This window comes from Streptomyces sp. NRRL F-2580 (genome assembly GCF_000720115.1).
GTDB lineage: Bacteria > Actinomycetota > Actinomycetes > Streptomycetales > Streptomycetaceae > Streptomyces.
The window spans coordinates 162,900-179,464 of sequence record NZ_JOIR01000017.1; the positions used below are offsets into that span (position 1 = coordinate 162,900).

15 protein-coding genes and 1 pseudogene are annotated in these 16,565 nt (G+C 72.4%); 6 read left to right on the forward strand and 10 right to left on the reverse strand.

Translation table 11 applies throughout. From position 1 onward, the window contains the following. Nucleotides 1-184: 184 nt before the first annotated feature. From IF88_RS0120500 to IF88_RS42220, 4 genes are all read right to left on the reverse strand, one after another. A complete protein-coding gene (locus IF88_RS0120500; RefSeq protein WP_030714171.1) occupies nt 185-2,239 on the reverse strand; it encodes a thioredoxin domain-containing protein in 2,055 nt (684 codons plus the stop codon). Nucleotides 2,240-2,287: 48 nt separating this feature from the next. Continuing rightward, the gene (locus IF88_RS46605; protein WP_158754472.1) at nt 2,288-2,536 is read right to left on the reverse strand and encodes a hypothetical protein; all 249 of its coding nucleotides are present in this window, start codon (nt 2,534-2,536) and stop codon (nt 2,288-2,290) included. A 153-nt stretch (nt 2,537-2,689) separates the two neighbouring features. Then, nucleotides 2,690-3,070 carry a recombinase family protein gene (locus tag IF88_RS0120505; protein WP_030714174.1) on the reverse strand — a complete coding sequence of 127 codons (381 nt, stop codon included), beginning with the start codon at nt 3,068-3,070 and terminating at the stop codon, nt 2,690-2,692. A gap of 62 nt (nt 3,071-3,132) precedes the next feature. Next, nucleotides 3,133-3,900, reverse strand: a complete 768-nt coding sequence (locus tag IF88_RS42220) for a DUF4344 domain-containing metallopeptidase (RefSeq protein ID WP_158754474.1) — start codon at nt 3,898-3,900, stop codon at nt 3,133-3,135. 170 nt (nt 3,901-4,070) lie between these two features. Between IF88_RS42220 and IF88_RS0120515 the strand changes: the two genes are divergently transcribed. Further along, complete coding sequence (locus tag IF88_RS0120515; protein WP_030714180.1) at nt 4,071-7,355, forward strand: tetratricopeptide repeat protein; 3,285 nt, start codon at nt 4,071-4,073, stop codon at nt 7,353-7,355. Nucleotides 7,356-7,590: 235 nt separating this feature from the next. Here IF88_RS0120515 and IF88_RS47955 read toward each other — a convergent pair. Continuing rightward, nucleotides 7,591-7,779, reverse strand: a pseudogene (locus IF88_RS47955) (hypothetical protein); the annotation flags it as partial. 2 nt (nt 7,780-7,781) lie between these two features. Next, a complete protein-coding gene (mca, locus tag IF88_RS0120520) occupies nt 7,782-8,663 on the reverse strand; it encodes a mycothiol conjugate amidase Mca (protein ID WP_037806444.1) in 882 nt (293 codons plus the stop codon). A gap of 368 nt (nt 8,664-9,031) precedes the next feature. Here mca and IF88_RS0120525 point away from each other — a divergent pair, with 368 nt between their 5' ends. Continuing rightward, entirely contained in the window at nt 9,032-9,445 is a 414-nt protein-coding gene (locus IF88_RS0120525) for a DUF4307 domain-containing protein (protein ID WP_030714186.1), read from the forward strand. A gap of 128 nt (nt 9,446-9,573) precedes the next feature. Further along, complete coding sequence (gene greA, locus IF88_RS0120530) at nt 9,574-10,071, forward strand: transcription elongation factor GreA (RefSeq protein WP_030009952.1); 498 nt, start codon at nt 9,574-9,576, stop codon at nt 10,069-10,071. 127 nt (nt 10,072-10,198) lie between these two features. On the opposite strand, the gene IF88_RS0120535 is transcribed toward greA, so the two are convergent. The 3 genes from IF88_RS0120535 to ilvA form a co-directional block, all read right to left on the reverse strand. After that, complete coding sequence (locus IF88_RS0120535; protein ID WP_030714189.1) at nt 10,199-11,056, reverse strand: ABC transporter permease; 858 nt, start codon at nt 11,054-11,056, stop codon at nt 10,199-10,201. After that, nucleotides 11,053-12,075 (reverse strand): daunorubicin resistance protein DrrA family ABC transporter ATP-binding protein, encoded by a 1,023-nt coding sequence (locus tag IF88_RS0120540; protein ID WP_030714193.1) that lies wholly within the window; start codon nt 12,073-12,075, stop codon nt 11,053-11,055. The genes IF88_RS0120535 and IF88_RS0120540 overlap by 4 nt, the downstream gene beginning before the upstream one ends. Nucleotides 12,076-12,207: 132 nt before the next feature. Further along, nucleotides 12,208-13,440, reverse strand: coding sequence for a threonine ammonia-lyase (ilvA, locus tag IF88_RS0120545; RefSeq protein ID WP_030714197.1), 1,233 nt, complete (start codon nt 13,438-13,440; stop codon nt 12,208-12,210). 332 nt (nt 13,441-13,772) lie between these two features. Here ilvA and IF88_RS0120550 point away from each other — a divergent pair, with 332 nt between their 5' ends. The 3 genes from IF88_RS0120550 to IF88_RS0120560 are packed head-to-tail and all read left to right on the forward strand — an operon-like array spanning nt 13,773 to nt 15,025. Beyond that, nucleotides 13,773-14,294, forward strand: a complete 522-nt coding sequence (locus IF88_RS0120550; RefSeq protein ID WP_051837216.1) for a MarR family winged helix-turn-helix transcriptional regulator — start codon at nt 13,773-13,775, stop codon at nt 14,292-14,294. Nucleotides 14,295-14,351: 57 nt separating this feature from the next. Continuing rightward, on the forward strand, nt 14,352-14,774 hold the full coding sequence (locus IF88_RS0120555; protein ID WP_051837218.1) for a sigma factor-like helix-turn-helix DNA-binding protein: 423 nt from the start codon (nt 14,352-14,354) through the stop codon (nt 14,772-14,774). Then, nucleotides 14,771-15,025 (forward strand): hypothetical protein, encoded by a 255-nt coding sequence (locus tag IF88_RS0120560; RefSeq protein ID WP_030714206.1) that lies wholly within the window; start codon nt 14,771-14,773, stop codon nt 15,023-15,025. Before IF88_RS0120555 ends, IF88_RS0120560 begins: the two co-directional genes overlap by 4 nt. Before the next feature lie 345 nt (nt 15,026-15,370). On the opposite strand, the gene IF88_RS0120565 is transcribed toward IF88_RS0120560, so the two are convergent. Next, nucleotides 15,371-16,528, reverse strand: coding sequence for a cystathionine gamma-synthase (locus IF88_RS0120565; RefSeq protein WP_030714208.1), 1,158 nt, complete (start codon nt 16,526-16,528; stop codon nt 15,371-15,373). Nucleotides 16,529-16,565 lie beyond the last annotated feature (37 nt).

Here is a 16,565-nt window from a genome sequence, read left to right on the forward strand (position 1 = left end):
GCCCGCTGCTCCCGCTTCCCCCTTGCGCGCACCCCCCAGTGCGCCATCCCGGTGACTCCCGAACGGAGCGACTCACCAACGACACGAGACTAGGCAGTGAACATGACAGTCAGGAGCAGCGCAGATAAATGACACGTTTCTGAACTGGTGTACGGCAACCGGAATTGACGGTACTCCGACCGGTTCAGGGACGAACCGTGCCCAACTGCTCGCCCAGCTCGACCGGTTCCGTCGTAGGCCGCGCGCAGACGAAATGTCGACAGACATACGCCGTCGGAAGGTCGCGTACGAGTGTGCGCTCGGCAAGAAGGGGGAACTCACCGCCGCTGCCGTCCGCAGCACGCGGCAGACCCACCGCCACCACCGCACCAGGAGCCGTCCCCAGCAACGCCGTCCGGTGCAGCTCCGCCAGCGAGGGATCCTCCGGACGGCCGACGACCGCCACCTCGCGCGGCCCGTCCAGCAGCGCCTCGGCGACCGACAGCCCGTGCCCGATGAAACGCGGCACGCGCGGACCGAGCGCGTGCACCACCCCGAGTGCCCGCTCGGCCGCCGTCCGGTGCGCCTGCGACCCGGTGTGCGCGGCGTACGAGAGCAGCGCGCCGGCGGCGGCCGTCCAGCCGGACGGGGCGGCCGTGTCGGTCGGATCCTGCGGCCGCCGGATGAGCCGCTCCGCGTCGTGCGCCGTGTCGTACAAGGATCCGTCCTCGGCGGTGAACTGGTCCAGGACCAGGTCGACCAGGAACCCGGCGAACTCCAGCCAGACGCCCTCGCCCGTCACGGACGCCAGCGCGAGGAAGCCCTCTGCGACGTCGCCGTAGTCCTCCAGCACCCCCGCGTTCGACCCGACCTGACCGTCCTTGCTGGTCCGGGCGAGCCGGGCCTTGCCGTCCATGTGCACGCGCACCAGCAGATCGGCGGCCTCGGTCGCCCGCTCCACCAGGTCCGGCCGCTCGAAGTACGCCCCGCACTCGGCGAGCGCCGCGATCGCCAGCCCGTTCCACGCGGCGACGATCTTGTCGTCGCGGCCGGGCGCCGGCCGCCCGCCCCGCTCGGCCAGCAGCCGCTCCTTGATGCCGGCGAGCCTGCCCGCCTCCACCACGGGTCCGTCCTGGGGCAGTTGCAGCACGGACTTCCCGTGCTCGAAGGTGCCCTCCTCCGTCACCCCGAAGTAGGCGGCGGCCAGGTCCGCGTCGTCCTCCCCCAGCACCTCCCGCAACTGCGCCGGCGTCCAGGCGTAGTACGCGCCCTCCACGTGCGCGCCGCTGACCGGGTCCTCGCTGTCGGCGTCGAGCGCGGAGGCGAAACCGCCGTGGTCGGTGCGCAGTTCGCGGACCATGAAGTCGGCGGTCTCCAGGGCGACCCGGCGCGCGAGGTCCGACCCGGTGGCCCGCCACAAGTGCGCGTAGACCCGGCAGAGCAGGGCGTTGTCGTACAGCATCTTCTCGAAGTGCGGGACGACCCACTCCCGGTCCACGGAGTACCGCGCGAACCCGCCGCCGAGCTGGTCGTAGATCCCGCCCCGCGCCATGGCCTCGCACGTGTCGGCGGCCATCTGCAGCGCGCCCTCGGACCCGGTACGGGCGTGATGGCGCAGCAGGAACTCCAGCACCATGGACGGCGGGAACTTCGGCGCCCCGCCGAAGCCGCCGCGCACGGCGTCGTACTCCCGCGTCAGCCCGAGCAGCGCCTGCGCCAGCTCCTCGGGCCCGGGGCTGCCGGCCAGCCCGTAGTCCAACTGCCGCCCGGCCAGGTCTCGTACGATCTTCTGCGCGACATCGGCAACCTCCTCGCGCCGCCCCACCCACGCGGTCCGCACGCCTTCGAGTACCTGCATGAAGGAGGGCATCCCGTGCCGGGGCTCGGGCGGGAAGTAGGTCCCGAAGTAGAACGGCTCGGCGTCGGCGGTGAGGAAGACGGTCATGGGCCACCCACCCTGCCCGGTGGCGGCCTGCACGGCCTCCATGTAGACGGCGTCGACATCGGGCCGCTCCTCGCGGTCCACCTTGATGTTGACGAAGTGCTCGTTCATGTAGGCGGCGGCCAGTTCGTCGTCGAAGGACTCGTGCGCCATCACATGGCACCAGTGGCAGCTGCTGTAGCCGACGCTGAGCAGGACGGGCACCCCCCGCTCCCGCGCCTCGGCAAAGGCCTCGGGCGACCACGGCCACCAGTCGACGGGGTTGTCGGCGTGCTGGAGCAGGTACGGCGAGGTCTCGTTCGCGAGGCGATTCGGCATGATCCCATCCTGCCGCACCGCCCAGCGCGCGGCTCGCTACCGGGGCCGTCAGGCCACCGGTTCGGCCTTGATTCGATCGGCCCACTTCCACACCGGGGTCACGCGGGAGTAGTCCCAGCCCTGGCGACCCTTCTTTCCCGGCCTGATGGTCAGATGAGCGAAGACCGAAGCGATTACCTTCCGCTTTTCTTCGCATCCCATTTCGCCCCTCTGCCACCGCAAGCGCATCGGTTCCGGCAGCCGGACGAGGCCCTGCCCTTCGCCGGGAAACAGCAGTCTTTCGACTGCGGCCTCCACGAGGGGACCGCTGATGGCACACCGCCCGCATCCGCGGCCCCCCGTGCATGGAGAGGCTTCCGGCCGAAAAGGTCGCACAGACCTCTCTCCACTGCTCAGGCGTGACGATGGTGTGCCAGGTACCAACCAGCGGACTCTCCGTGTCAGGGTCGATCAGCAGCTGCCCTCGGTTTGCGCGGAAGCCGCACACCCTGGGAGACGTGATGATCTGGGTGACCGCCTGTGTGCAAAGCGGATGAAGTCCTCCGGCCTGCGGTACAGGCGGTCGTCCGCGACGGCCACGACGCCTCGCAGCGGCCCCGCGGCGAAGGCGTGGCCCCGGTGGAGGTCGGCGAGGAGGTGGTCGAAGCCGGGCCGCTCCCGGTCGTCCCTGGTCGCGTTGCGCGCGTTGTCCGTGTACGTGGCGACCACGACGCAGCCGTGCTCGCGGGCCGTGCGTTCGTTGATGCGGTGCTGGTGGCGCACGCCGCGTGCGTCGCGTTGAGGCGTGTCCTGCGATGTCCTGGCGTACGAGGCGATCGGTATGTCGTTCATGGCGCTGTTCCCTGTCGAGAGTTGTTGCGATGTTCGCCACAACTCGCGAATGTGCGGTCGGGTTACGCCCTGAGCAGGGGTCGCAGGTCCTTCAGCCAGGCGTCGCGGGTGTGGGGCCAGGTGGTGGCGCAGGGGGTGCGGGCCGGGGTGGCGAGGGTCGGGTGGCGGGTGGGGGCCTCGGCGTGGACGGCGCAGCGGTGGGATTCCGCGCGGGTGGTGTTCGGGGCGTGTTCGTCCTCGGGGTCCGGCTCGGGGTCGGCGGCGGCCGCGAGGTCGTAGGCGCGGGCGGCGGTGAGGAGGGTCTCCTCGCCCTCCGGGCGGGCGCGCAGCAGCATCAGCCGGGCGAAGTCGTCGGCGGCGTCCTCCTCGGTGCGGGCGCCGTTGTCCGGGAGGTCCAGCGCGTCCACGAGCGCGTGGCCGGCCTCGTGGTAGAGCGTCTCGCGTACGACGTCGGCGAGTTGGTCGTCCGATGCGGGGGAGCCCGCCTGTTCGAACAGTGCGCGTTCCTCGGCCAGGTCGTCGTAGCAGAGCTCGATGCGGTGGGCGGCGGGGTCGTAGCCGGTGCCCTGGCCGGAGCAGGAGCGGGCGACGACGGCGACGCCGTAGGGGAGGGTGAGGTAGGCGTTGAGGTCCGCGAGTACGGGGTCGGCGACGGCCCGGTCCCGTAGGAAGCGGTGTGCGGCGCGGTCCGCGGCGGCCGGTTGTTCGTAGCGGAGCGCGAAGCCGTCCACCGGTCCCGGCGCCGGCTTCGGCTGCGCCGACAGGCATCCGGTCGTCACCGGCAGCAGCGCGGCAGCGCACAGCGCCAGGGTTCCCCAGCGTCTTGTCATCGGGTCAGCGTACGAGTGCACGAGCCCTCCCCGGGTCTCCTCGGCATTCGTCAATTGCGGTCTCTTTCACTCCAGTTAGCTCTGATCTCGCTCAGATTCCCTCGCGTTCGTGTCCCTCACGCACGACACTTGGGGATCGACTCGACCGGAGCTCTCTGAGGGGGATGCCCATGCGGGACAGCCATCGAGGTGAGGCCGAGCAGTTGCTGGGGCGGGCCGTGGACGAGGCGGCTGGGCAGGCGGCGGGTGCGGCGGTGGACAGAGCGGCGCTGCTGGCGCGGGGCAAGGAGGCCCTGGACGCGCTCGCCGCGAGTGCGGCCCCCGAGTACGAGGCGTACGTACGGGCCCTGGACGAGGCGGCGGCCGGAGACGAGTCGCTCGGTGAGGCCTTCCGGCGCGGCAACACCTCGACGGCGGCGCTCGTGACGGCGGTCGCCGCGGCCGCCGCCGTCGGGGCGGACCTGTCGTTCGGCGTCGCGGCCGGCACGGCCCTGACGGCAGGCGCCGTCGTGGGCATCGCGGGGGCGGTGGCGACGGTGGCGAAGGTGACGGCGCTGCACCTGCCCGCCGCGAACCGGCGGGCAGGTGAACTGGGTCGCCCCGGCGGGCCGGAGCAGCTGAGACTGCAGTGGCTGTCGGCGCTGGAGGTACGCGGGATACGCCCCTTCCTGGAGCAGCAGCGCGCGGTGGCCGCGGCGGCGCGGGCAGCGCGGCCGGTGGCCCGGCCCGCGGCCCTGGCCGCTCCGCTGCGCGGTACGGACCGCAGCGCGGAGGCCCGGCGGCGCAGTGCGCTGGAGCAGTCGTTCGGGCAGCTCCCGGACCCGTCGGGCCCGTTCGTGGGCCGGCGCGCCGAGCTGACGCGGATCGCGCAGTGGGTGCAGGCGGCGCGGGCCAGTACGGAGACCCGCCCGGTGGTCGTGGTGCTGCACGGCGAGCCGGGAGTGGGCCGTACGGCGCTGGCGCTGCGGGCGGCGCACGCCGTGCGGGACCAGTTCCGGGGCGCGTGCGTGGTGGACCTGCGGGGCGGGTCCACCGTCGGGGACCCCGGGGAGGCGCCGCTGTCGACGCGGGAGGCGCTGCTGCACCTGATGAACCGGCTGGGGGCGCCGCGCGAGCAGTTGCTGTTCCGCGAGGGGGCCTCGGCGGAGCAGCAGGTACGGCGCCTGGGCGAGCTGTACCACCAGCACCTCCAGGGGCTGCCGGTGACGGTGCTGCTGGACGACGCGGTGGACGCGGCGCAGGTGCGGGTGCTGGTTCCGGAGCGCTCGGAGAGCCTGGTGCTGGTGACGGCGCGGGAGCCGCTGGAGCTGCCGGTGGACCTGGCGGCGTGGGTGTACCAGCTGCCGGTGGAGCGGCTGGCGGCGGACGAGGCGGCGGAGCTGGTGGGGGCGGGCGGCGCGGCAGGCGCGGCCCGGGCGCTCGGCACGGCCGGGGCGGGGGCCGACGGTGCGGCCGATGCCGGGGCCGCGGCGCGCGCCGCCGCTGCCCTGGTGGAGCTCGGCGGCGGGCTCCCGCTCGCCCTGCGCATGCTGGCCCCGCTGGTCCGCGACGGCGCGGTCCCCGCGGCGGTCGGCGCCGCGCACCCGGTGGAGGCCGCCCTGCGCGCCGCCGACGCCCGTCTCGCCGAGCCCGCGCGGCAGCTGCTGCGGCGCCTGCCCCTGGCCGGGCGGGCCTCCCTCGGCGGTGCGGCGGCGGCCGCGCTGGCCGACGTACCGGAGCAGGCGGCGCTGCGGACGCTGGAGGAGCTGTGGGAGGCCGGGCTGATCGAGCGGGTGCGCGGCCAGCGGTTCCGGATGCACGACGCGGTGCGCGCGTACGCGGCGCGGCGGTCGGCGGCGGACGAGGACCGGGCCGGGGCCGCGGCGGCGCAGGAGCGGCTGATCCGCAACTACGCGCAGCTCGCGGACTCGGTGATCCGGATGGTCGACGGGAAGATGTCGACGCGGGCGAACCGGTTCGGCGGCCACGGCTTCGTGTCGCTGGATGCGGCGCTGCGCTGGCTGGACGACGAGTCGAGCTTCATCACGGCGGCGCTGCGGCATTCGGAGGACGTGGACCAGCAGGCGGTGCTCGACCTGCTCGGTGCGCTGTGCGACTTCTGCCTGTTGCGCGGGGACCTGTACCGGCTCGGTGAGATCGACGAGCTCACGCAGGCCGTGGAGGCGGGTCGGAAGGGGCCGGAAGGGCAGGCGGGGCAGCAGGGGCGGCTGGTGCGGTCGGTGCAGTGGCGTACGGGTATCGCGGCGCGGCAGCTGGGCGAGCTGGACAAGGCGCGCACGACGCTGACGTCGGTGGTGGACCAGTACATGGAGGCCCATCAGGAGGCGGGGGCGGCGATGGCCCTGGTCTCGCTCGGCATCACCCTGCACCACCAGGGCAATCTCCCCGAGGCCGCGGCCCGCATCCGTGAGGCGCTCGTGCTCCAGGAGCCGGCGGAGCTGGCGGGCGACCGGGCCTGGGGCCTGCACGCGCTGGCGGCGGTGGAGCGGGACCTGGCGCACCTGGCGGAGGCGACGCGGCTGCTGGAGGTCTCGCTGGCCCTGCACCGGGAGAGCGAGAGCGTGCACGGTGAGGCGTGGGCGCACTTCCAGCTGGGGCAGGTGCACCTGCGGTACGGGGACGTGGGGCGGGCGGAGGAGGAGCTGCGGCTCGCCCTCGACCTGTACGGGCGGACGCGCGACGACCGTGGCGAGGCCTGGGCGCTGACCCAGCTGGGGCGGGCGCGGGTGGTGGCCGGGGATCCGGGGCCGGCGGTGGAACGGCTGCGGGAGGCGCTGGCCCGGCACCGGGAGGCGGAGGACGCCCGCGGCGAGGCGTGGACGCAGTACTACCTCGGGCAGGCGCTGGAGGAGGGCGGCGGGCGCGACGAGGCGGTACGGGAGCTGGAGCGGGCGCGGACCATGTTCTCGCGGATGCGGGACGTGTACGGGCTGGCGCACGCGCGCCACCACTCAGGCCGGGTGACGCGCGACCAGCGGGCGGCGCAGACGGGCAACCTGCGCAACTCCGGCTTCGCCCGTCAGCTGCTGGTGGACGCGCGGGCGGACTTCCGGCGGATCGGGCTGGCCCACGGCGAGGCGTGGACGTGCCTGGAGCTGGCGGTGATCGACGCGGGCAACGGGCGGCTGTCGCAGTCGCTCGGCCTGTGCGAGGAGGCGGTGCGGCTGTTCATCTCGTACGGGGACCGGCGCGGGGAGGACTGGGCCCGCTTCCTGCGGTGCACGATGCTGCCGTACGCGGTGCCGGGCGCCCCGGAGGAGGCGCGGGCGGAACTGGCCCGGCTGGCGCAGTCGGCGCATCCGGCGCGGGACGGCCGGCTGGAGGACTGCCTGGAGACGTACGGGGTGGTCCTGGGCCGTGGCGTGGACCCGTCGGAGGGCTGGCAGGCCTGGCGGCTCGGTCTGGTCCCGAACCTCCACTCGCGCGAGATCATGGGCGTCCCGCGGGCGGCGTGAACGCCGGTTGCCTCCGGCGGGTCGGCGGGTCGGCTGGGGTGGGGCCGGTTGGCTGCGCCGCTCGGGCGGGGTCGGCGGGGGGCCGGTTGTGCCGGGGCCGGTTGGCTGCGCCGCTCGGGCGGGGTCGGCGGGGTGCCGGTTGTGCCGGGGCCGGGCGCGCGCCGGGGCGTCTCCTCGGGCGCCGAACGTGTCGGGGGGTCGGAGGGCCGAGGCACCTTGCGTTCGACGCCCTGGCCGGTTCGGGGGCCTCCTGGAAGTTCACCCGGCGCATGTGCCGGTTCATCGACTTCATCAGGGCCCACACCCCCAGGGCGAGGGCCGCGAACACGATGAACCCCAGGATGCCGGGCGTCACCTTGTTCTTGTCGAAGGTGTCACCCGCCAGCGGGAGGAGCTGGGTCAGTGCTGCCTGCGTAGCGCTCATAGCTACGCATTCTCCCGGATGCCCGCGAAGAGGTCGGACTCGGGGAGCGAAGTGTCGACGAGCGACTTCGCGAGCTCGTACTCCTCCGTGGGCCAGACCTCCTTCTGGACGTCCATCGGGACGCGGAACCAGCCGCCGTCCGGGTCGATCTGCGTGGCGTGCGCGATGAGCGCCTTGTCACGGATCTCGAAGAAGTCGGCGCACGGCACGTGGGTGGTCAGGGTCCGCTCCTTGCGCTCGAACTCCTTCCACCGCTCCAGCCACTCGCCGTAGGGGGACTCCATGCCGCGCGCGAGCAGTGCCTCGTGCAGGGCGATGGTGCGCGGCTTGTTGAAGCCCTGGTTGTAGTAGAGCTTCTGCGGCTGGTACGCGGGGCCGAACTCGCCCTCGGGGTACTTCTCGGTGTCGGCCGCGCCGTCGAAGGCCACCATCGTGATCTTGTGGGTCATGATGTGGTCGGGGTGCGGGTAGCCGCCGTTCTCGTCGTAGGTGGTGACGACCTGCGGCTTGAAGGCGCGGATCTTCTTCACCAGCTCCCCGGCGGCCTCGTCGACGTCCGCGAGCGCGAAGCACCCCTCGGGCAGCGGCGGCAGCGGGTCCCCCTCCGGAAGGCCGGAGTCCACGTAGCCGAGCCATTCCTGCTCGATGCCGAGGATCTCGCGGGCCTCGTCCATCTCCTTGGCGCGCACCTCGTGGATGTTCTCCTCGATGTACTTGTCGCCCTGGAGCTTGGGGTTCAGCACGGAGCCGCGCTCGCCACCGGTGCAGGTGACGACCAGCACCGGAACCCCCTCGGACACGTACTTGGCCATGGTGGCCGCGCCCTTGCTCGACTCGTCGTCGGGGTGGGCGTGGACGGCCATCAGTCGAAGCTGCTCGGTCAAGACAGGATCCTCTGCGATTCGGCGCGACGGTCGGCTTCTATATTGACTCCTCCTCTCAGCAATCGACGACGAGGGGGGATTCCTGACTCACGCCGCTCGTTCGCCCCGCGGACGGTCGAGTCTTACGCGATCGGCGCCGGCCGGGTTGAGACCAGCCCGGACCTCACTGACAGCGACATGCCGCCGGCGGCGCCAGGTCCTTCTTCCTGAACCCGGGCATCCCTGCGCGTTGCCGTAGGGGCGCCGTCCGAACCCCGGCCGTTCGATGCCGATCCGATTCCTCACGGGCCGCAGGGCCATGGCATGCTCCAGTTGTCAGGCGACCGGCCGGCGGCAGGACGGGGCGCCCCCGCAGAGAGGAAACGATCATGAGCGCGGTGCGCGAGGGACTGCCTGAGGGCCGGTACGGCCGGTCGGCGGACGAGCGTGCGGACCGGAAGCTCAAGATCATCGGTGCGGCGCTGGGCGCCGTGCTGCTGGGTGTGGTCGGCTGGATCGGCTGGGACTACATCGCGGGACAGAGCGTGAGCGCCGAAGTGATCAAGTTTCAGGTGATTTCGGACACCGAGGTCAAGGTGCACCTGGAGGTCCGCAAGGAGGCCTCGGTCACCGGGGTCTGCTCCCTGAGCTCGCAGGACAAGGAGCACGGCGAGGTGGGCCGTGCCGACTTCACCTTCGCCCAGCCCGAGAGCCGCGTGGACGAGGTCGTGTCCCTGAAGACGACGAGCCGTGCCACGATGATCGAGCTGGTCGGCTGCCAGCCGGCGGGTTCCGCCCGCTGAGGCTTGACGACGCGGCCGACGGGGCAATGAGCCTCTGGGGTCCTCCCTCTTTTCTTCCCGAATTGTTAGGCTCGTGGTTTCGTCCGCCGCTGGCGGCTTGTAGTCCCCTGTACCGACGAGGAGCACCCGTGACCCAGACGAGCGAAAGCGTCACCTGGCTGACCCAGGCGGCGTACGACCAGCTGAAGGCGGAGCTGGACTACCTCTCTGGTCCCGCCCGCACGGAGATCGCCACGAAGATCGCAGCCGCCCGCGAGGAGGGCGACCTGCGCGAGAACGGTGGCTACCACGCGGCCAAGGAGGAGCAGGGCAAGCAGGAGCTCCGGGTCCGCCAGCTCACGCAGCTCCTGGAGAACGCCAAGGTCGGCACCGCGCCCGCGTCCGACGGCGTCGTCGCCCCCGGCACGCTCGTGAAGATCGCCTTCGACGGCGACGAGGACGACACCATGGAGTTCCTGCTGGCCTCCCGCGAGTACGCCTCCTCGGACTTCGAGACGTACTCCCCCCAGTCCCCGCTGGGCAGCGGCGTGCTGGGCAAGGCGATCGGCGAGGACGCCGAGTACGAGCTGCCGAACGGCAAGAAGGCCTCGGTCAAGATCCTGGACGTCAAGCCCTTCACCGGCTGATCACCCTCGGTCACCTTCTGATTTTCCGCTTCACCTTTTCCGCTTCACGCAACGATGCCCGGCCGGGTTCGGTTCTCCCGGCCGGGCATCGTCGTACGTACGTACGCGTGCGGATACGCGCGCCGTCCTACGCCGTCGCCGAGCGGTACTTGCGGACCGCGAGGGAGCGGAAGACCACGATGATCAGCAGCGACCAGAGCACGGACGCCAGGATCGGGTGCTGCATCGGCCAGGCGTCCGGGACCGGGTAGCCCTCCGGGAGGTTGCCGAAGAGCTCGCGGGCCGCCTGGACGGTCGCGCTGAAGGGGTTCCACTCCGCGATGGTCCGCAGGAACGGCGGCATGTTCTCGGACGGGACGAAGGCGTTCGAGATGAACGTCAGCGGGAAGAGCCAGATCAGTCCGCCCGAGGTGGCCGCCTCCGGGGTGCGCACCGACAGGCCGATCAGGGCGCCGATCCAGGAGAAGGCGTAGCCGAGCAGGAGCAGCAGCGCGAAGCCGGCGAGGACCTCGCCCATGCTGGTGTGGGTGCGCCAGCCGACGAGCAGGGCCACGACCGCCAGGACGAACAGGGTGAGCGTCGTCTGGACGAGGTCGGCGAGGGTGCGGCCGGTGAGGACCGCGCCGCGGGCCATGGGCAGCGAGCGGAAGCGGTCGATCAGGCCCTTGTGCATGTCGTCGGCGATGCCCGCGCCCGCGCCGGCCGTGGCGAAGGTGACGGTCTGCGCGAAGATGCCCGCCATCAGGAACTCGCGGTAGGCGGCGGGCGAGGTGGTGTCGCCGACCATGATCGAGCCGCCGAAGACGTAGCTGAAGAGCACGACGAACATCACCGGCTGGATCACGCCAAAGATGATCATCTCGGGAATCCGGGACATGCGGATGAGGTTCCGCTTGGCGATCACCAGGGAGTCGTTGACGCCCTGGACGATGCCGCCGCGCGGCCGGGGCGCGGTCAGGTCAGTGGTCGGGGAGGTGAGGGTCACTTCGCCGCCTCCTTGCGTGCCGCCTTGCGGCCCGTGGTGTCGGCGGCGGCCGCACCGTCGCCGTTCTCCTCGGTGATCCGCTCGGCCGCGTGGCCGGTGAGGGAGATGAACACGTCGTCCAGGGTGGGGCGGCGCAGACCTATGTCGTCGATCTCGATGCCGCGGCCGTCCAGTTCCCGGATGACCTCGGCGAGCAGCTTGGCGCCGCCCGACACCGGCACGGTCAGCTTGCGGGTGTGCTCCTCGACGCTGGTCTCGCCCTTGCCGAAGCCGGCGAGCACCTCGCGCGCGGTGGCCATGTGGTCCCGCTCGTGGACGACGACCTCCACGCGCTCGCCGCCCGTACGGGCCTTGAGCTGGTCGGAGGTGCCGCGGGCGATGACCTTGCCGTGGTCGACCACGCAGATGTCGTGGGCGAGGTGGTCGGCCTCCTCCAGGTACTGGGTGGTGAGCAGCAGGGTGGTGCCGCCCGCGACCAGTTCCTGGATGATCCCCCACAGCTGCTGGCGGTTGCGGGGGTCGAGGCCGGTGGTGGGCTCGTCCATGAACATGACGGGCGGGCTGACGACGAGGGCGGCCGCGAGGTCGAGTCGCCTGCGCATGCCGCCGGAGTAGGTCTTGGCGGTGCGGTCGGCGGCGTCGGCGAGGTTGAAGCGTTCGAGCAGTTCGTCGGCCCGCGCCTTGGCGGCCTTGGACCTCATCTGGTAGAGCTGGCCGACCATTTGGAGGTTTTCGCGGCCGGTCAGGTATTCGTCGACGGCGGCGAACTGGCCGGAGAGGCCGATGGCCCGGCGGACCTCGTTGGGGTGCTTGAGCACGTCTATGCCGGCGACGACGGCCTTGCCGCTGTCGGGCCGGAGCAGGGTGGTCAGGACGCGTACGGTCGTGGTCTTCCCGGCGCCGTTGGGGCCGAGCAGACCCAGGACGGTGCCTTCGGGGACATCGAGGTCCACGCCGTCCAGAGCCCGTACATCGCCGAAGGTCTTGACCAGACCTTCGGCGTAGATAGCGCCTGGCATATGGATTCTCCCAGTGTGAATCGGGCCAGTAGAATCGAGAATTTCAGGGCATTTCTACGCAAATCCTAGGGGCGCCGGGTGGCTGTCGTCCGGCCGAACGGGTGGTGCCGGCACCCCGACGGCGTCCGCCGTCTAGCTCATCACCTTGTATCCCGCGGCGTGCAGCTTCCGCGCGACCTCCGCGCAGTGCTCCGGGCCCTTCGTCTCCAGGTGCAGCTCCACCTCCACCTCCGTGAGCCCCAGCCGCGGGTCGGTCCGTACGTGGCTCACATCCAGTACGTTCGCATCCACCACTGACAAGACCCCCAGGAGCCCGGCCAGGGCCCCGGGGCGGTCGGTCACGCGCAGCCGCAGGGACAGGTAGCGGCCCGCCGCCGCCATGCCGTGGCGCAGGATCCGCTGGAGCAGCAGCGGGTCGACGTTGCCGCCGGACAGGACGGCCACCACCGGTCCGCCGCCGTACAGTTCGGGCTCGCTCAGCAGGGCCGCGACCGTGCTGCAGCCGGCCGGTTCGACCACCAGCTTCGCCCGTTCCAGGCACAGCAGCAGAGCGCTGGAGAGGGCGTCCTCGGAGACCGTACGCACGTCGTCGAGGAGCTCGCCAATGATTTTGAAGGGGATGTCGCCGGGCCTGCCGACCTTGATGCCGTCCGCCATCGTGACGGGTTCGTCGATCGAGACGGGGTGCCCCATCTTCAGCGAGGGCGGGTACGCGGCCGCGCCCGCGGCCTGCACTCCGATGACCCGCACGTCGGGCCGCAGCGCCTTCACGGCGACGGCCACCCCGGCCGCGAGACCGCCGCCGCCGATCCCGACGAGGATGGTCCGCACCTCGGGGCACTGCTCCAGGATCTCCAGGCCCACCGTGCCCTGGCCCGCGATGATGTCGCGGTGGTCGAAGGGGTGGATGAACACCGCGCCGGTGCGGTCCGCGTAGTCCTGGGCGGCCGCGAGGGTCTCGTCGACGACCTGGCCGTGCATGCGCACCTCGGCGCCGTACTCCTGGGTCGCGGCCACCTTCGGCAGCGGCGCCCCGACCGGCATGAACACGGTGGAGCGGACCCCGAGGAGGGAGGAGGCGAGCGCCACGCCCTGTGCGTGGTTGCCGGCGCTGGCCGCGACGACGCCGGCGGCCCGCTGTTCGGGGCGCAGGCCGGCGATGCGGACGTAGGCGCCGCGCAGTTTGAAGGAGCCGGTGCGCTGGAGGTTCTCGCACTTGAGGTGGACCGGGGACCCGGTGAGTGAGGACAGGTGCCGGCTGCCTTCCATCGCGGTGACCCGGGAGACGCCGGAGAGCATCTTCTGAGCCCCCCGGACGTCGTCGAGGATGACCTGCGGGACGGGCTGGGGCACGCGGTAGTTCATGCCGCCAGTCTCGCAGCCCGCGGTCGGGGCGGCTCGGGGCGGAGGGGCAGGCTCCGGAAGGGGCGGAGGGCAGGCTCCGGAAGGGGCGCGGGAAAGGGGCCGGCGCCCGGGACGGGGTGCGGGAAACGCCGCCCCGGGACGGGTTCCGAGAAGTGCCGGGGAGAGGCTGCCGGGAGCGCCCCGGGAGGGGCGAAATCTCGCCATCTGGGACGTGGGCGGGACGGTCGCGCGGGCGGGCCGTATCAGTTCTCGTACGAGGCGTACGGGCCGCCGCACGGCCGCGTACTCTGTCCCCCATCCTTGTCGGACCCACGCGAAGAGAGCCCACGGCCATGCCTTCCACCCCGGCCAATTCCGACCTGCCCGCGGCGGCCGACGCGCCCGCCGGAGGCGGTCTCCTCGACTCGCTCCAGCACCAGGTGGCGGTCTTCGCCCGCCGCGCCGAGCAGACCCGCCTGGGCGGTGTGGGCCAGGCCCGCAACTCGATGGACCGCGCCGCCTACCTGCTGTTGAACCGGCTCGACCTGGAGGGCCCGATGGGCGTCAAGGCGCTCGCCGGCGGCATGGGCATCGACTCCTCCACGGTGACCCGGCAGGTCGCGCCGCTGGTCGACAGCGGCCTGGTCAAGCGGACCTCGCACCCCGAGGACGGGCGGGCCGTGGTGCTCGCGCTGTCCCCGCGGGGGCTGGCGCGGCTGGAGGAGGTCCGCTCCTCGCGGCGCGAGCTGATGGCCCGGGTGACGGAGGGCTGGAGCGAGGACGAGCGGGAATCCTTCACCGGACTGCTGACGCGCTTCAACCTGTCGCTGTCGGAACTGATGGCGGCCGTGGCCGAAGCCGGCCCGGCCTCCTGAGCGGAGTCCGTCCGTCCTCTTGACCTGGACGGTCCCGCTGCCCGCACTATGTGGACTATGCGGGTGGCTGATCAACAGGCTGGCTCCTACGCGGAGTTCGAGTCCTTCGTCGCGGGCGCGGCGGGGCGGCTCCTGCATGTCGGGGTGCTGCTGACCGGTGAACCGGAGGCCGCCCGCCGGCTGCTGGCGGCCGCGCTGGCCCGTACGTACGCGAACTGGCTGCGGCTGCGCGGTGACGACCCGTACGACTTCACCCGCCAGGAGCTGTGCTCGGCCTTCGCCCGGACCGGCTGGCGCCACCAGGGGGGCACGGGCGTGCTGGCGCGGCTGAGCCCGCCGGAGCGGCTCGTCCTCGTCCTGCGGCTCTACGAAGGGGTCGCGGAGGAGGTCGCGGCGGCGCAGCTGGGGCTGACGGTCGAGCGCGTACGGGTGCTGTGCAATCGGGCCGTGGCCGTGCTGAGGTCCCGGGAGGCGGTGTGAGCGGGCTCCCGGACCGGAAGGAAGCCCAGGTCAGGCAGCTGCTGGAGGGGCCGTACCCGACGGTGCCGACGGGCCTCGCGGCGGGGGCGGCGGCTCGGGGAGACCGGCTGCTGCGTCGGCGGCGGGCATGGCGGCGGTTGGGCTGGGCCGTGCTCTTCGCTGCCGCGGCGGCCTTCACCGTCTGGGCCTCCCTGACCCGGCCCTGGGTCGCCCCGCCGAGCGGCATCTCCCCACCCCTGGAAGGCTGGTAGCCCCACCCGCCTCCGCCGCCGTCCCCGCCCGCCGCTGCCCCAGCCCTGCCGGGCCGATGCAGCCTTGCCAGGCCGGCCCCGGCTTCGCATGCCGAACCCGGCCCTGACGCCGCCCCGGCCTTCCCGGGCCCGACCCGGGCCAATTCAACCCCGCCGGCGTTTGAGTGGGGGTCCCCCCGGGCGGAGTCTGGGGGAGGGTCCGGGCGGAGCCCGGTGCCCGGCGGAGCCGGGTTCCTCCCCCAGCCACCGCCGGGAGGTGCCCCCAGGGGCTCCGCCCCGGACCCCGCTCCTCAAACGCCGGAGGGGCTGGGTTTGGCCAGGGCGGAGCCCGGTGGGGGCGGCGGGTCAGCCCAGGGCCTGGGTGAGGTCCGCGATGAGGTCGTCCGCGTTCTCGATGCCCACCGAGACGCGGATCAGGTCCGCCGGAACCTCCAGCGCCGAGCCGGCCACCGACGCGTGCGTCATGCGGCCCGGGTGCTCGATGAGGGACTCGACTCCGCCCAGGGACTCGGCCAGGGTGAAGATCTTGGTGCGGCCGCAGACCGCGACGGCCTCTTCCTCGCCGCCGGCGACCTGGAAGGAGACCATGCCGCCGAAGTTGCGCATCTGCTTGGCGGCGACCTCGTGACCCGGGTGCTCGGGCAGGCCCGGGTAGAGGACCTTGGTGACCTTCGGGTGCCGCTTGAGCACCTCGACGATCTTGCCCGCGTTCTCCGCGTGCCGGTCCATGCGCACGGCCAGGGTCTTGATGCCCCGCAGCACGACCCAGGAGTCGAACGGGCCGGCCACCGCGCCCATCGCGTTCTGGTGGTAGGCCAGTTCCTCGCCGAGCGCCGCGTCCGCGGTGACCAGCGCGCCGCCGACCACGTCGGAGTGCCCGCCCATGTACTTGGTCAGCGAGTGCACGACCACGTCCGCGCCCAGCGCGAGCGGCTGCTGCAGGTAGGGCGAGGCGAAGGTGTTGTCCACGACCAGCTTGGCGCCGGCCGTCCGCGCGATGTCAGCGACCACGGCGATGTCGGTGATGCCGAGCAGCGGGTTGGAGGGGGTCTCGACCCAGATGACCTTCGTCTTCGGCGTGAGGGCCGCCCGTACGGACTCGGGGTCGGAGGTGTCGGCCACCGACCACTCCACGCCCCAGCGGGAGACGACCTTCGCGAAGAGGCGGAAGGTGCCGCCGTACGCGTCGTTGGGGATGACCACGTGGTCGCCCGGGGAGAGCAGCGTACGCAGCAGGCAGTCCTCCGCGGCCAGTCCGGACGCGAAGGCGAGCCCGCGCCGGCCGCCCTCCAGCGCCGCGAGGTTCTCCTCCAGCGCGGTGCGGGTCGGGTTGGCGCTGCGGCTGTACTCGTAGCCGCCGCGCAGGCCGCCCACGCCGTCCTGCTTGTACGTGGAGACCTGGTAGATCGGGGGTACGACCGCGCCGGTCTGCGGGTCCGCCGTGTTGCCCGCGTGGATCGCGCGGGTCTCGAAGCTCTGGTGCTCGTGGCTGTCGTCGCTCATGGTCAGATGCTATGCCCAGCCCGGGTTCGGGTCCCCT

What these genes read in the sequence shown, in the direction of transcription:
- IF88_RS0120500 (WP_030714171.1), bottom strand. Translation starts at nt 2,239, where the DNA reads ATGCCGAATCGCCTCGCGAACGAGACCTCGCCGTACCTGCTCCAGCAC.
- IF88_RS0120505 (WP_030714174.1), bottom strand. Translation starts at nt 3,070, where the DNA reads ATGAACGACATACCGATCGCCTCGTACGCCAGGACATCGCAGGACACG.
- IF88_RS42220 (WP_158754474.1), bottom strand. Translation starts at nt 3,900, where the DNA reads ATGACAAGACGCTGGGGAACCCTGGCGCTGTGCGCTGCCGCGCTGCTG.
- IF88_RS0120515 (WP_030714180.1), top strand. Translation starts at nt 4,071, where the DNA reads ATGCGGGACAGCCATCGAGGTGAGGCCGAGCAGTTGCTGGGGCGGGCC.
- IF88_RS0120525 (WP_030714186.1), top strand. Translation starts at nt 9,032, where the DNA reads ATGAGCGCGGTGCGCGAGGGACTGCCTGAGGGCCGGTACGGCCGGTCG.
- IF88_RS0120540 (WP_030714193.1), bottom strand. Translation starts at nt 12,075, where the DNA reads ATGCCAGGCGCTATCTACGCCGAAGGTCTGGTCAAGACCTTCGGCGAT.
- ilvA (WP_030714197.1), bottom strand. Translation starts at nt 13,440, where the DNA reads ATGAACTACCGCGTGCCCCAGCCCGTCCCGCAGGTCATCCTCGACGAC.
- IF88_RS0120550 (WP_051837216.1), top strand. Translation starts at nt 13,773, where the DNA reads ATGCCTTCCACCCCGGCCAATTCCGACCTGCCCGCGGCGGCCGACGCG.
- IF88_RS0120555 (WP_051837218.1), top strand. Translation starts at nt 14,352, where the DNA reads ATGCGGGTGGCTGATCAACAGGCTGGCTCCTACGCGGAGTTCGAGTCC.
- IF88_RS0120565 (WP_030714208.1), bottom strand. Translation starts at nt 16,528, where the DNA reads ATGAGCGACGACAGCCACGAGCACCAGAGCTTCGAGACCCGCGCGATC.